Origin of the sequence: Marinactinospora rubrisoli (assembly GCF_042664915.1) — a bacterium.
Taxonomy (GTDB): Bacteria; Actinomycetota; Actinomycetes; order Streptosporangiales; family Streptosporangiaceae; genus Marinitenerispora; species Marinitenerispora rubrisoli.
Genome location: NZ_JBHTBH010000001.1, coordinates 88,609 through 101,575, shown reverse-complemented (window position 1 = coordinate 101,575; position 12,967 = coordinate 88,609). Strand labels below are relative to the sequence as shown.

The following is a 12,967-nucleotide window of genomic DNA, read 5'->3' as shown; positions in this document are numbered from 1 at the left end:
CGCGATCAGCCATTCCGGGGTGCCGGTGTCCGGCCCGCCCGTCACGAGAAGGGCCCGTTCCGGACCAGCTTGCGGGCGGTCTCCGCATCCGTGGGCCCCTCGCCGTAGGAGGGGCACCAGCGGGCGAGCGCGCAGGCGCCGCAGGCCGGCCGGCGCGCGTGGCAGATGCGCCGGCCGTGCCAGATCATGCGGTGGGAGAGCATGGTCCAGTCCTTGGGCGGGAAGAGGTCGGCGATGGCGTGCTCCACCTTCACCGGGTCGCTCGCCGACGTCCAGCGGAAGCGCCGCGCCAGCCGGCCGAAGTGCGTGTCGACCGTGATGCCCGGGACGCCGAAGGCGTTTCCGAGCACGACGTTGGCCGTCTTACGGCCGACCCCGGGCAGCGACACCAGGTCGGCCTGGCTCGCCGGCACCTCGCCGCCGAAGCGGGCGCACAGCTCCTGGCCGAGTCCGATGATGTTGCCGGCCTTGGCGCGGAAGAAGCCGGTGGGGCGGATGATCTCCTCCAGTTCCGTGCGGTCGGCGGCCGCGTAGTCGGCGGCGGCCGGGTACCGGGCGAACAGGACGGGGGTCACCGCGTTGACCCGCCGGTCGGTGCACTGGGCGGACAGGATGGTGGCGACCAGGAGCTCCAGCGGGGTGGTGAAATCAAGCTCACAGTGTGCGTTGGGATACATCTCGGCGAGTTCCCGGTTCATCCGTCGGGCGCGCCGTACCAGGGCGAGCCGCGACTCACCGGTCACGGTGCCGGGAGCGCCGGAAACTGCGGGTCGGTCGGCGGTTACGGAGGAGGTCGAGGTTGCACGGGACACCCCCAAAGCCTACGTATCCCTGCCCCGCCGGGTCCCGCCCCCCACGGCGTGACCTCGGGCTGGAACCGGCGAGATTATGTCCGCATTGTCAGGCATCGACGCGGCGCAGCAGAAAAGCCCCGTTGATGCAACTAAGATCAAGACACTGACGTCGGCGACGGCGAGCGCGATTTCACCCGGTCGACAAGCCGAGGTAACGACCTGGTTTCACAGCAGGGTGCGATATGCGTCACACTGTTGACGGTCAGGTTGCGAGGAGGAAGCGGTGGACGAGACCAACGACGTGCTGAGCAGGGCTCCTCTGTTCGAGGCCCTGGACGAGGAGGGCGCCGGCGCTCTGCGCAGCTCGATCAGCGAGGTACGCCTGGGGCGCGGGCAGACGCTCTTCTCCGAGGGCGACGAGGGCGACCGGCTCTACGTGATTCTCAGCGGGAAGGTGAAGCTCACCCGCACGGCCGTGGACGGTCGCGAGAACCTGCTGATGGTGCTCGGCCCCGGCGAGATGTTCGGCGAGCTGTCGCTGTTCGACCCGCGTCCGCGCACGGCCAGCGCCATCGCCGTGACCGACGCCGTGCTGGCCGGTCTCGGCCACGACGACCTCCGGCCGTTCATCTCCAGCCAGCCCGAGGTGGCGGTCCACCTCCTCAAGGCGCTCGCCGCCCGGCTGCGCCGTACGAACGACGTGATGGCCGACCTCGTCTTCACCGACGTTCCCGGCCGGGTCGCCAAGGCCCTGCTCGACCTCGCCGAACGTTTCGGCAAGGAGGGCGACGATGGCCTGCACGTCCACCACGACCTGACCCAGGAGGAGCTCGCCCAGCTCGTGGGCGCCTCCCGGGAGACCGTGAACAAGGCGCTCGCCGAATTCGCGTTGCGCGGGTGGCTGCGCATCGAGGCCAAGGCCGTCGTGCTGCTCGACATCGAGCGGATGCGCCGCCGCGCCCGCTGAACGACGGCCCGCGGAGGTCCCACCGCACCGACCGAGCCCGGCTCTGCCGGGCTCGTCGTCGTTTCCGGGCCCCTAAGCCGGCCGGCGGCGAGATCGCTGGTGGGGGTGGCGTGTCCTGTCGAGGGGGCGTCAGCGATCAGTGACCGTTTCCGGGGCGCCGATGAGCCGGTTTGCGGGATCACGGCGTTAAGGGCCCGGATCCGCTGACGGGTGCGTGCCCATGACCCGTCCCGGATGCGGTCAAGGCCGAGCCGGTTCGTCAGCGTCCAGACGACCGCCTCGATGCGCCGGCGCGGCCGGCCGGGGAACGTTTCCGAGCCGGGCACGTCGGCGCGGACCGGATGGATGCGGAAGGCCAGGGCAGGCGTGGTGGGACCTGTCCGTTCGGGCCCCGGCGAGCTCGCCGGGGCCGGAACGGTCGACTAGGGGAGGAGGTCCGGCGGGACCTCACCGCGCCGGACCAGGTAGCGAAGCTGCGCCCGCACCGACGCCTCGGCGGCGGGCCGTACGGCCGCGTCGATCTCGGCGTACACCTGGGCGACGACCTCGGCCGGCGTCTCGGCGCCCGCCTTGACGGCCGCGATGATCTGGGCGAGCCGCTCCGTCCGATGGTCGAGGTAACGGGTGAGCACGCTGAGCGGTTCGGTCACGATGGGGCCGTGGCCGGGCAGCAGCGCGCGGACGCCGGTTTCGCGCGCCAGGTCGCGCAGCCGGGTGAGCGAATCCAGGTAGTCGCCCAGCCCGTCGGGGTCCGACAGCACCGTCGTCCCCCGGCCGAGGACGGTGTCCCCGGTGAGCAGGACGTCGTCGTCGGGCACGTGGAAGCAGACCGAGTCGGCGGTGTGGCCGGGCGTGGCCACGACCCGCAGCTCAAGGCCGTCCACGTCGATCACCTCGCCGTCGGCCAGCCCGTCGCCGCTGATCCGCTGCCCGGGGTCGACCGCCCGCACCGGTGCGCCGGTCAGCTCGGAGAAATACCGCCCGCCCTCGGAGTGGTCGGCGTGCGCGTGCGTCAGCAGCACGACCACCACCTGGGCGCCCTGCTCCTGCGCGGTGCGCGCCACCCGTTCGAGGTGCCGCTCGTCGTTCGGCCCCGGGTCGACCACGGCCACGCCGCGCGAGCCGGGTTCCCGCAGCATCCAGGTGTTGGTGCCGTCCAGGGTCATCGGGCCGGGGTTGGGGCACAGGAGGCAGCTCGCGCGCAGGGTTCCGGAACCGTCGATCCTCATCGCACCTCACTCGATCGCGACGTTTCTCGTACGCGGGGTACCCAACGGGTATCACACCGGGTCGTCGACACCCTCCGGCAGGACCAGCCGAATCCGCCCGTCCTCCTCCCGCGCCCGCGGCTCGACGGGGACGATCTCGCGCTCCGCCGCGAGCACCGCGTCCGGTGACTTGTGGCGAGCGAGTTCGCCGAGGGTGACGGCGGTCGGCGGCAGCATCGCCATCTCCCCGCGCCGCCAGGCGGCCACGGCGTCGGCGGGCCGCGCCCAGAGCACCTGGTCGGCCTCCCCGCCCACGTCGCGGGTCAGCTGGCCCTCCGGCAGCACGGCGGCGAAGAACCGGGTGTCGTACCGTCGTGGCTCGACCACCGGGGTGATCCAGCGGGCCCAGGGGCGCAGCAGGTCGGAGCGCAGCACCAGGTCCCGCCGGTCGAGGAACTCCACGAACGGCAGCGAACGGTCGATCAGGGCCAGCCGGTCGGCCTCCCAGTCGTCGCCACGGGTGTCGGCGACGACCCGGCCGTCCGGTGTCCCGGCGAGGAGCACCCCCGACTCCTCGAACGTCTCGCGCACCGCCGCGCACACCAGTGCCCGGGCGAGCGGCTCCGGGGCGGCCAGCCGCCGGCCCCACTCGGCCGGCGCGGGACCGGCCCAGCGGACGGCCGCGCCCAGCGGTTCGGCGTCCCGGGGATCCACCCCGCCGCCCGGGAACACGTGCATGCCGGGGGCGAACGCCATGGACCGGGTGCGGCGCAGCAGGTACACCTCGATGCCGGTCCCGGCCGGGCGCACCAGCATGACCGTGGCGGCCGGGCGGGGGGTCACCGGCTGTTCCCGGCCGGCGAGTACGGCGCGGCCCCACTCCGCCGCGCCCGCGGGCAGGGGATGGTCGCTGGTCATGGGCGTCGGCCTCCCGGCAACGCGCGGTCCGGGCGCCGGACCGCCGTTCGGCGGTCGGCGCTCCGGAGCGGCTGGGCTGTCCCTGTCGCGCGACAGGGCCTACTCGACCTCGACGATGATCTCGACCTCGACCGGGGCGTTCAGCGGCAGCACGGCCATGCCCACCGCGCTGCGGGCGTGCCGGCCGGCGTCGCCGAACACCGCGCCGAGCAGTTCACTGGCGCCGTTGATCACCTGGGCCTGGCCGAAGAAACCGGGGTCGCTCGCCACGAAACCGACGACCTTGACCACCCGCCGGACGCGGGACAGCTCCCCGACCTCCGCCTTGACCGCCGCGATCGCGTTCAGCGCGCAGACGGCGGCGAGTTCCTTGGCCCGCTCGGGGGTGACCTCGGCGCCCACCTTGCCGGTGTCGCTGAGGCGGCCGTCGACCAGCGGAACCTGGCCGGAGGTGTAGACGAGGTCGCCGGTCCGCGCGGTGGGGACGTAGGCGGCCACCGGTGTGGGCACCTCGGGGATCGTGAGACCGAGCTCCTTGACGCGTTCCTCGGGCGTGGCCATGGCTTACTTTTCCCGCTTCATGTAGGCGACCAGCTGCTGGTTGCGCGGATCTCCGTCCACCGAGGGGCCGGGAATGACCGAGACGAGCTCCCAGCCGTCCTCGCCCCAGTTGTCCAGAATCTGCTTGGTCGCGTGCGACAACAGCGGCACGGTCGCGTACTCCCACTTCGTCATGTGCGCCACCTTAGTGCTTCGGGCCCCGGAATCCCGCGACGGGCCGGGCCCCGCCACGCCGCCCGGCGACGGGGCCGGGCCTTCGGCGCTCTCCCGGCGCACGCACATAAACTCCGTGAGGTGAGCGCACGTGATCGCGATTGGGACGGCGTCCGCCTCCACGTCGTCACGGGCAAGGGCGGGACGGGCAAGACGACGCTCTCCGCGGCGCTGGCCCTCGCCCTGGCCGCGGAGGGCGGCAAGGTGCTGCTGGTCGAGGTCGAGGGCCGGCAGGGCATCGCGCAGCTGTTCGACTGCCCGCCGTTGCCCTACGAGGAACGCCGCGTGGCCGTGGCGCCGGGTGGCGGCGACGTGCACGCGCTCGCGGTCGACGCCGAGGCGGCGCTGCTGGAGTATCTGGAGATGTTCTACGGCATGCGCATGGCGGGCCAGGCGCTCACCCGGTTCGGGGTGGTCGACTTCGCCACCACCATCGCCCCGGGCATGCGTGACGTGCTGCTCACCGGCAAGGCGACCGAGGCGGTGCGCCGCCGCGTCCGCCGCGACCGCGCCCGGCGCTCGGGGAGCGAGGCGGGCCGGGAGGCGTTCGTCTACGACGCCGTGGTGCTCGACGCGCCGCCCACCGGCCGCGTGGCGCGGTTCCTCAACGTCAACGCCGAGGTCGCCGGCCTCGCCAAAGCCGGCCCCATCCGCAACCACGCCGACCGGGTCATGGAGGTCATCCGCTCGCCCGAGACGGTGGTGCACTTCGTGGCGCTGCTGGAGGAGATGCCGGTCCAGGAGTGCCTCGACGGCATCGAGGAGGTGCGCCGGGTCGGCCTCAACGTCGGCGGGGTGCTCACCAACATGGTGCGTCCCCCGCTGCTCGGCCCGGCGGAGCTGGACGGCGCCGCCCGGGGCGAGGTGGACGTGCCGGCCATCGCGCGCGGGCTGAAGTCGGCCGGCCTGGAGCACGCCGACCGGATGGCGGGTGACCTGAGCCGCGAGATCATCGAGCACGCCCGCCGGCTCCGCCTGGAGGGCGAGGTGCGCGAGCGGCTCGCCGCGGCCGGCCGGCCGCGGTACGAACTGCCGTACCTCTCCGAGGGGGTCGACCTGGCAGGCCTGTACCGGCTGGCCGGGGAACTGCGCGCACAGGGGGCCGCGTGAGCACACCAGAGCCGGAGCCCGGACCCGCCGCGCGGCCGCCGCGCCTGGACACCGACGCGCTGCTGAGCGACCGGCGCACCCGCATCATCGTCTGCTGCGGCTCCGGTGGGGTCGGCAAGACCACGACGGCCGCCGCGCTCGCGTTGCGCGCGGCCGAGATGGGCCGCGACGCGGTCGTCATCACCGTGGACCCCGCCCGCCGCCTGGCGCAGTCGCTCGGGCTGACCGAACTCGACAACACCCCGCGGCTGGTGCCGCTGCCGGAGGCGTCCGGCGCCCCGGACGGCCACGCGACCGGGGCAACGGGCAGCCTGCACGCCATGATGCTGGACATGAAGCGCACCTTCGACGAGATCGTCGAGGCGCACGCCGACCCGGCCCGGGCCGAGCAGATCCTGGCGAACCCCTTCTACCAGTCGCTCTCGTCCAGCTTCTCGGGGACGCAGGAGTACATGGCGATGGAGAAGCTCGGCCAGCTGCGCCGCTCCGACGAGTGGGACCTGATCATCGTGGACACCCCGCCCAGCCGGTCGGCCCTGGACTTCCTCGACGCGCCGCAGCGGCTGGGCAGGTTCCTGGACGGCCGGCTGATCCGTTTCCTTTCGGCCCCCGCCAAGACCGGCGGGCGCGCGTTCCGGCTGCTGGGGGCCGGGGTCGGGATGGTCACCGGAATGGTGAGCAAAGTGGTCGGCGCCCAGTTGCTGACCGACGTCCAGAAGTTCGTGACCGCGTTCGACGCGGTGTTCGGCGGTTTCCAGGAGCGGGCGGCCCAGACCTACCGGCTGCTCCAGACGCCGGGGACCGCGTTCCTGGTGGTGGCGGCGCCCGAGAGCGACGCGATACGGGAGGCGTCCTACTTCGTGGAGCGCCTGGGCGAGGAGCGGATGCCCCTCGCCGGACTGGTGCTGAACCGCACGCACCGCAGCCTGGTGCCACAGTTGTCGGCGGTTCGCGGCCTGGCGGCGGCGGAGGCGCTGGAGGAATCCGGCGACCACCCGCTCGCCGCGTCGGCCCTTCGGCTGCACGCCGAACGCGTGCGTGTGGAGAGCAGAGAACAGCGGCTGCGCGCGTACTTCACCTCGACGCATCCGGCGATCCCGGTGGCGGAGGTGCCCGCTCAGCCGGAGGACGTGCACGATCTCACCGGATTGCGGGAGATCGGCCGGGCACTGGCGGATTCCCGGCGGTCAGCGGGGTGACCTCGAACCGCCGGACGGCATCCGCCCGGCGCCCCCCGGCGCGCGCCGCGGCGCGGTCGGCTGTCAGCCGGCGAGGAGCTCCTGGTCGTCCTCCTCGTTCTCGCGTTCGTACTGTTCCCGGGCGCTCTCCAGCAGTTCGCGCCACGAGGTGACCTCGGGACGCCGCCGCAGCAGGGCTCGCCGCTCGCGTTCGGTCATGCCTCCCCAGACACCGAACTCGATGCGGTTGTCCAGCGCGTCGGCCAGGCACTCGGTGCGAACCGGGCAGCCCCGGCAGATCAGTTTCGCGCGGTTCTGCGCCGCCCCCTGCACGAAGAGCGCGTCAGGGTCGGTTTCTCGACAGACGGCTCGGGCGGTCCAGTCCGTGATCCACATGTGCCCCACTCCCAAGATCAGCATGTGTGTTTTTGTCGGTGCGGCCGACGGGCGCGGTCGTCGGCGAAGCGGCTGACCAGGGAACACGACGTCGAAAATGCGACGAAGCCGGACGGGGGGTCCAGCCTCAACGGGGGATCGATCCTCTCGACGCGCGGCCCTCGGCATCGCCGCTGCTCACGAAACTACGGACCGCGACGCGCGGCCAACAGGCCCCATTAGGCCCATTTCTGATATAGCCCGGCTGGGCCATTGCCTTGTTCAAAACTAGTCATCTCACCCACACGGAGGGTGACGAACGCCTTGTCGTCGGCGATCTCCGGCGTACTCCACGATCATGGAAAGATGGTCCAAGGGGCCCGGGTTATGGTTGGGCCGAAATCCGCGCCACGAGGCCCGGTCTCCTTCCGCTTCCCCTTCGCTGCCGCTCGATTCGTTGTGAGCCACACGTAGTCTGGATGGGTGGGTCAGGGCATATTGCTGCAAAAGATCAGTCAGATGCTGGGCGTGAGCGTCATCGCCGGTGTCCTCATCGCGGCACTGGCGCTGCCCGCGGTCGGCGGCGTCGGCATCACGGCACGCAACGTCGCCACGAGCTTCCTCAACATGCCGAGCGAGCTGGAGACGCCACCGCCACCCCAACGGTCGATCATCTACGACGCCGAGGGCGGCGTGATCGCCGAGATCTACGACCAGAACCGTGAGCTCGTCAAGCTCGACGACATCGCGCCGGTGATGCAGGACGCCATCATCGCCATCGAGGACAGCCGCTTCTACGAGCACGGCGGCATCGACATGACCGGCACGTTCCGCGCGGCGCTGCGCACGATCGGCGGGCACACCCAGGGCGGTTCCTCGCTGACCCAGCAGTACGTCAAGAACGTCCTCATCGAGAGCGCGACCTCCCAGGCCGAGCAGGAGGAGGCGCGCGAGACCACGATCTCCCGCAAGATCCGCGAACTGCGCTACGCCGTCACCCTCGAACAGCGCATGACCAAGGACGAGATCCTGGAGGGCTACCTCAACATCGCCTACTTCGGCGACGGAGCCTACGGGGTGGAGTCCGCGGCGCAGCACTTCTTCAACACCAGCGCGGACGAGCTCACCCTCCCGCAGGCGGCGACCCTGGCCGGCCTGGTGCGCTACCCCTACCTGTACAACCCCCGCTTCAACCCCGACGACGCCCAGGAGCGGCGCGACATCGTGCTGGACCGCATGGTGCAGACCCGGGCGATCACCGCGGAGGAGGCCGAAGAGGCCAAGGCGCAGGATCTGGAACTGGACATCCAGGACCCGAGCAACGGCTGCATGCCGAGCGAGCAGCCGTTCTTCTGCGACTACGTGGTGCAGGAGATCGAGCAGAACGAGCAGTTCGGCGAGACCGAGACGGAACGGGCCCGCTGGCTGCGCACCGCGGGCCTGCAGATCCACACGACGCTCGACCCCGACATGCAGAGCGCCGCGCAGGCCGCGGTGGACAAGTACGTCCCCCGCGAGAACGAATCCCGCAAGGTCGCCGCGGAGGTGCTGATCGAGCCGGGCAGCGGCGAGATTCGGGCCATGGCGCAGAGCCGTAACTACGGGCCGGACGAGAGCAACCTCGGCGAGACCTCCATCAACTTCGCCACCGACTCCGACCGTGGCGGCAGCACGGGCTTCCAGGCCGGATCGACGTTCAAGGCGTTCACCCTGGCCGCGGCGCTGGAGGAGGGGATGGGCTTCGGCACCTCCTTCTCGTCCGGCTCCAGCACCACCATCACGGGGCAGCGCAACTGCGAGGGCGCGCCTCTCGCCCCGTGGACCGTGCGCAACTCCAACGAGAGCAGCGGCGGCACGCACAACATGATCTCGGGCACCCGGGGTTCGGTGAACACCTACTTCGCCGACCTGCAGCGGCGGGTCGGGCTGTGCGACGTCATCAGGATGTCGGAACGGCTGGGCGTGCACCGGGCCGACGGGACGTCGTTCGACAACCCCGCCACCCAGTCGAACAACTCCTTCACGCTGGGCAGCGAGGAGGTGTCCCCGATGACCGTGGCCAACGCCTACGCGGTGTTCGCCTCGGGCGGCATCCGCTGCGAGCCGCAGGCCATCACCAGGATCGAGGACCGGCAGTCCGGCCGGACCATCGAGCTGGAGAACGAGTGCGAGCGCGCCATCGATGAGGACGTCGCGGCCGGCGTCACCTACCTGCTCCAGCAGCCCCTGCGGGGCGGCACCGCCGAGGGGCTGGGAATCGGCCGCCCGGCGGCGGCCAAGACCGGTACCACCGACGGTTCGGCCAGCGCCTGGTTCGCCGGCTACACGCCCAACCTGGCCAGCGCGGTGTTCGTCGGCGACCCGCGGGGCCCGCAGAACCACCCGCTGCGCAACATCACCCTGGGCGGCCGGTACTACGGGGCGGTCTACGGCGGCACGATCCCCGGCCCGATCTGGCAGGAGACCATGCGGGAGGCGGTCGACAAGCTCCCCGAGGAGGACTTCCCGCCGGCGCCGCGCCGGTTCGGCTCCACCTCGGATCCGGCGCCGCGCCGGGACGCCGACGAACGGGAGCAGGCCGCACCGGCCAGCGTCGAGGGCGGCGTGCCCGACGTCGTGGGCCAGCCCCGCGACGCGGCGGTGGCCGCGCTCGAAAGCGCCGGGTACCAGGTGAACGTCGCCCGCAACCCGGTCCGTTCGGACCAGCCCGCGGGGACGGTCGCCGCCGTGAACCCGAACCCGGGCACGCCGCTGCCCGAGGGGGCCACGGTGAACGTCTTCCTGAGCAACGGGAACGGCGGCGGCAACGCCGCGGACGAGCCGGGCGGCGGCTGGCAGATGCCGTTCGATCCCGGGTCGGTCCCGGCCGGGTTCGGCGGACGGCGGGACGACTGAGCCGGACCGCCGCCGGGCGGCGAAGAGACACCGAGGGGCGCGCGACCGCTGGTCGCGCGCCCCTCGCGCGTTCGGAGATCCGGGGCCGGAAACTCCGGCGGCCCGGCGGTGGGTGCCCACGGGCCGCCGGACGCCCGTCGGCGGAAGCCCGGTCCCGGATCTCAGCAGGCGGCAGGACGGCCGGGGAAGGTCACCCGGCGAGCTGGCGGCGGACCTCGGCCGCCACCCGGCCGCCTTCGGCGCGGCCGGCGACCTTCGGGTTGACGATCTTCATGACCTTGCCCATGCCCTTGACATCGTCGGCGCCGGCCTCGGCGATGGCGGCGGCGACCAGCTCGGTCAGCTCGGCGTCGGACAACTGCGCCGGAAGATACTCGGCGAGCACCTCGCCCTCCGCGCGCTCGCCCCGCGCCCGGTCGGCCCGGCCGCCCTTCTCGAACGCCTCGGCGGCCTCGCGGCGCTTCTTGGCCTCGCGGGTGACCAGCCGCACGATGTCGTCGTCGCTCAGCTCGCGGGCGGCGGTGCCGGCGACCTCCTCGTTGGACACGGCGGTCAGCACCATGCGCAGCGTCCTGGTCCGCACGTCGTCCCGCGCCTTCATGGCGGCGGTGAGGTCGGCCTTGAGACGGTCCTTCAAGCCGGACATGGTGATCACTCGCTCCGTTCGTGGTCGTGTTCCGCCACCAGGGCGGCCACCGGTGGATTCTCCCATCCTCCCCCGAGGTGGGCACCGCATTTTCCCGGGCACCGGCCCCGGCGCCGCGGCCGTGCCCGCCCCGTCGCGTCCGGCACCGGGCGGCCGCGCGATCTGAGAGCATGGAGGCGGAGGTGGCGGCAAAGGTGAGCAAGGCGAGACAGGCGCTGCGCGTGGCGGGTCGCGCGGCCGCGATCACGGGCGCGATCGGCGTCGTGGGCATCGGCTACGCGTCGGTGGTGGAACGCAACTGGTTCCGGCTCCGACGGTACGAGATCCCCCTGCTGCCGCCCGGCAGCCCGCGCCTGCGTGTCCTGCACCTGTCCGACGCCCACCTGACCCCTGGCCGCCGGATGCTCATCGACTGGATCCGCGGCCTCGACCGCCACGACCCGGACCTCGTGATCAACACCGGCGACTCCCTCGCCCACCCCGAGGCGGTCGGCCCGTTCATCGACGCCCTCGGCCCCCTGCTGGACCGCCCGGGCGCCTTCGTCTACGGGTCCAACGACCTGTTCTCTCCCCAGCTCAAGAACCCCGCGCGCTACCTGTGGCGCAGCAGCAAGTCCGACTACCGCCGGCGCACCGTCCCGGACCTGCCGTGGCAGGACCTGGGCGCGGCCATGAGCGCGTCGGGGTGGCTGGATCTCAACAACCGCAAGGGCCACGTGAAGGCCGGCGACCTTGACGTCGCCCTGGCCGGCATCCACGACTCGCACATCAAGCTGGACCGCTACGACGAGATCGCCGGCCCCGCCGACCCCGCCGCCGACCTCCGCCTCGGCGTGATGCACTCACCGGAACCCGCCAACCTGGACCGCTTCACCGACGACGGCTACCAGCTCCTCCTGGCCGGCCACACCCACGGCGGCCAGCTCTGCCTCCCGCTGTACGGCACCCTGGTCACCAACTGCGGCATCGACCGCCGCCGGGCCTGGGGCCTCAGCCGCAACCGCACCGCCTGGCTGCACGTCTCCGGCGGCCTCGGCACATCCCCCTACGCCCCGGTCCGCTTCTGCTGCCGCCCAGAGGCGACCCTCCTCGACCTCACCGCCCGCGAGCCCCGAGGTTGATCTCCCACCCGCCAAACCCGTGTGCGGGCACTCTCCGGGTCCGCTAGACTGTTCCTCGTTGCTTCGGGGTGTAGCGCAGCTTGGCAGCGCGCTTCGTTCGGGACGAAGAGGTCGTGGGTTCAAATCCCGCCACCCCGACAGAGCGACCAGGGAGCGTTCTCCTTGGTCAGGGTGGTCACCTAGTAGTACTCGCTACTGGGTGACCATTTTTTTCGTCCCTCATGCACTGATCTGCACTGTCGGCCGTGTGCGCTGAATGTGCAACGCACCCTTCGGATCGGTTCAGCCGACACCCCTGCGACTCCATGCCGCACGGATCTCATTGTGGTTGTCCGGGGCGAGGTGCGGGTACCGCAGCATCGTTCCGTAGTCCTCGTGTCCGAGCGGCCGCTGAATCTCAGGCAGCTCGACGCCGTACTGAACGAGTCATGATGCGGCCGTGAGTCGCTCAAGGCTCGGCACCCGTCTGGGCCAACGTGCGGCCCGCCAGGCCGTGGTCGTCAGTGACCTCGGCCGTCACCATGGCGTGTGGGACCTTGCGGGCCTTGCTGGTTTCGGGCAGCGAGTCGGCCGACCAACTCCGGCGACAAGCCGCGTTTTCGCGAACTCGACGTGGGTTTCTCGATGGGGCCGGTACCTTACCGTCGAGCGAAAGAGCCGGCGATTGCACCAATGTTCCACACACACCTGGCGGTATCTCTCCGCGCTACTTCACGAGTCGGGGTGTTCCACACGCGACCCCACTCATTTTCGAGGGTCCCATAGAAAAATTTGGCCATCTCGTTTCAGAGCGAATCCGGGTCCGGCCGCCCGACCGCGCTGCCGTTCGACGTCGCCTCCGGGTCGCCACCCACCCCTTCCCATGTCCTGAGCAGCGGTCTCAGCAACTCCATACACTTTGGTGAGAGTGCGGTTCGTCCAGTGGCTGATGTGATTTCCTCCGGCGCATTCACCGCAGTGGCCGCCGAACTGGTCTCTGTC

The 12,967-nt window shown here is 71.5% G+C and carries 12 protein-coding genes, 1 tRNA gene and 1 pseudogene; 6 read left to right on the top strand and 8 right to left on the bottom strand.

The window, feature by feature from the left end; all coding sequences use genetic code 11:
• Positions 1-41: 41 nt before the first annotated feature.
• Complete coding sequence (nth, locus tag ACFQRF_RS00480) at positions 42-698, bottom strand: endonuclease III (protein ID WP_379868969.1); 657 nt, start codon at positions 696-698, stop codon at positions 42-44.
• A gap of 379 nt (positions 699-1,077) precedes the next feature.
• Between nth and ACFQRF_RS00475 the strand changes: the two genes are divergently transcribed.
• A complete protein-coding gene (locus tag ACFQRF_RS00475) occupies positions 1,078-1,761 on the top strand; it encodes a Crp/Fnr family transcriptional regulator (protein WP_379867980.1) in 684 nt (227 codons plus the stop codon).
• A 131-nt stretch (positions 1,762-1,892) separates the two neighbouring features.
• On the opposite strand, the pseudogene ACFQRF_RS27725 reads toward ACFQRF_RS00475, so the two are convergent.
• The 5 genes and pseudogenes from ACFQRF_RS27725 to ACFQRF_RS00455 all read right to left on the bottom strand — a co-directional run.
• Positions 1,893-2,069: pseudogene (locus tag ACFQRF_RS27725) on the bottom strand (IS982 family transposase); the annotation flags it as partial.
• A gap of 114 nt (positions 2,070-2,183) precedes the next feature.
• On the bottom strand, positions 2,184-2,990 hold the full coding sequence (locus ACFQRF_RS00470; RefSeq protein ID WP_379867979.1) for an MBL fold metallo-hydrolase: 807 nt from the start codon (positions 2,988-2,990) through the stop codon (positions 2,184-2,186).
• Between the two features lie 51 nt (positions 2,991-3,041).
• A complete protein-coding gene (locus ACFQRF_RS00465; protein WP_379867978.1) occupies positions 3,042-3,887 on the bottom strand; it encodes an NUDIX hydrolase in 846 nt (281 codons plus the stop codon).
• A 99-nt stretch (positions 3,888-3,986) separates the two neighbouring features.
• Complete coding sequence (locus tag ACFQRF_RS00460; protein WP_379867977.1) at positions 3,987-4,448, bottom strand: RidA family protein; 462 nt, start codon at positions 4,446-4,448, stop codon at positions 3,987-3,989.
• 3 nt (positions 4,449-4,451) lie between these two features.
• Positions 4,452-4,622 carry a DUF4177 domain-containing protein gene (locus ACFQRF_RS00455; RefSeq protein WP_017595461.1) on the bottom strand — a complete coding sequence of 57 codons (171 nt, stop codon included), beginning with the start codon at positions 4,620-4,622 and terminating at the stop codon, positions 4,452-4,454.
• 120 nt (positions 4,623-4,742) lie between these two features.
• Here ACFQRF_RS00455 and bagA point away from each other — a divergent pair, with 120 nt between their 5' ends.
• Positions 4,743-5,771 (top strand): ATPase BagA, encoded by a 1,029-nt coding sequence (gene bagA, locus ACFQRF_RS00450; RefSeq protein WP_379867976.1) that lies wholly within the window; start codon positions 4,743-4,745, stop codon positions 5,769-5,771.
• Entirely contained in the window at positions 5,768-6,970 is a 1,203-nt protein-coding gene (gene bagB, locus ACFQRF_RS00445; RefSeq protein ID WP_379867975.1) for an ATPase BagB, read from the top strand. The genes bagA and bagB overlap by 4 nt, the downstream gene beginning before the upstream one ends.
• A 63-nt stretch (positions 6,971-7,033) precedes the next feature.
• Here bagB and ACFQRF_RS00440 read toward each other — a convergent pair whose 3' ends face one another.
• Entirely contained in the window at positions 7,034-7,345 is a 312-nt protein-coding gene (locus ACFQRF_RS00440; RefSeq protein ID WP_379868968.1) for a WhiB family transcriptional regulator, read from the bottom strand.
• Positions 7,346-7,822: 477 nt separating this feature from the next.
• Between ACFQRF_RS00440 and ACFQRF_RS00435 the strand changes: the two genes are divergently transcribed.
• Positions 7,823-10,219: a penicillin-binding protein gene (locus ACFQRF_RS00435; RefSeq protein WP_379868967.1), complete on the top strand. Its 2,397-nt coding sequence runs from the start codon at positions 7,823-7,825 to the stop codon at positions 10,217-10,219.
• Positions 10,220-10,409: 190 nt separating this feature from the next.
• On the opposite strand, the gene ACFQRF_RS00430 is transcribed toward ACFQRF_RS00435, so the two are convergent.
• Positions 10,410-10,865 (bottom strand): GatB/YqeY domain-containing protein, encoded by a 456-nt coding sequence (locus ACFQRF_RS00430; protein WP_379867974.1) that lies wholly within the window; start codon positions 10,863-10,865, stop codon positions 10,410-10,412.
• A gap of 194 nt (positions 10,866-11,059) precedes the next feature.
• Between ACFQRF_RS00430 and ACFQRF_RS00425 the strand changes: the two genes are divergently transcribed.
• Together ACFQRF_RS00425 and ACFQRF_RS00420 are read left to right on the top strand one after the other, a co-directional pair.
• Complete coding sequence (locus ACFQRF_RS00425; protein ID WP_379867973.1) at positions 11,060-11,986, top strand: metallophosphoesterase; 927 nt, start codon at positions 11,060-11,062, stop codon at positions 11,984-11,986.
• Between the two features lie 64 nt (positions 11,987-12,050).
• A tRNA-Pro gene (locus tag ACFQRF_RS00420) sits at positions 12,051-12,124 on the top strand.
• Positions 12,125-12,967: the final 843 nt, after the last annotated feature.

Bases quoted from the DNA above. Each gene is read 5' to 3' on its own strand.
- nth (WP_379868969.1), bottom strand. From the start codon at position 698: ATGAACCGGGAACTCGCCGAGATGTATCCCAACGCACACTGTGAGCTT.
- ACFQRF_RS00470 (WP_379867979.1), bottom strand. From the start codon at position 2,990: ATGAGGATCGACGGTTCCGGAACCCTGCGCGCGAGCTGCCTCCTGTGC.
- ACFQRF_RS00465 (WP_379867978.1), bottom strand. From the start codon at position 3,887: ATGACCAGCGACCATCCCCTGCCCGCGGGCGCGGCGGAGTGGGGCCGC.
- ACFQRF_RS00460 (WP_379867977.1), bottom strand. From the start codon at position 4,448: ATGGCCACGCCCGAGGAACGCGTCAAGGAGCTCGGTCTCACGATCCCC.
- ACFQRF_RS00455 (WP_017595461.1), bottom strand. From the start codon at position 4,622: ATGACGAAGTGGGAGTACGCGACCGTGCCGCTGTTGTCGCACGCGACC.
- ACFQRF_RS00440 (WP_379868968.1), bottom strand. From the start codon at position 7,345: ATGTGGATCACGGACTGGACCGCCCGAGCCGTCTGTCGAGAAACCGAC.
- ACFQRF_RS00430 (WP_379867974.1), bottom strand. From the start codon at position 10,865: ATGTCCGGCTTGAAGGACCGTCTCAAGGCCGACCTCACCGCCGCCATG.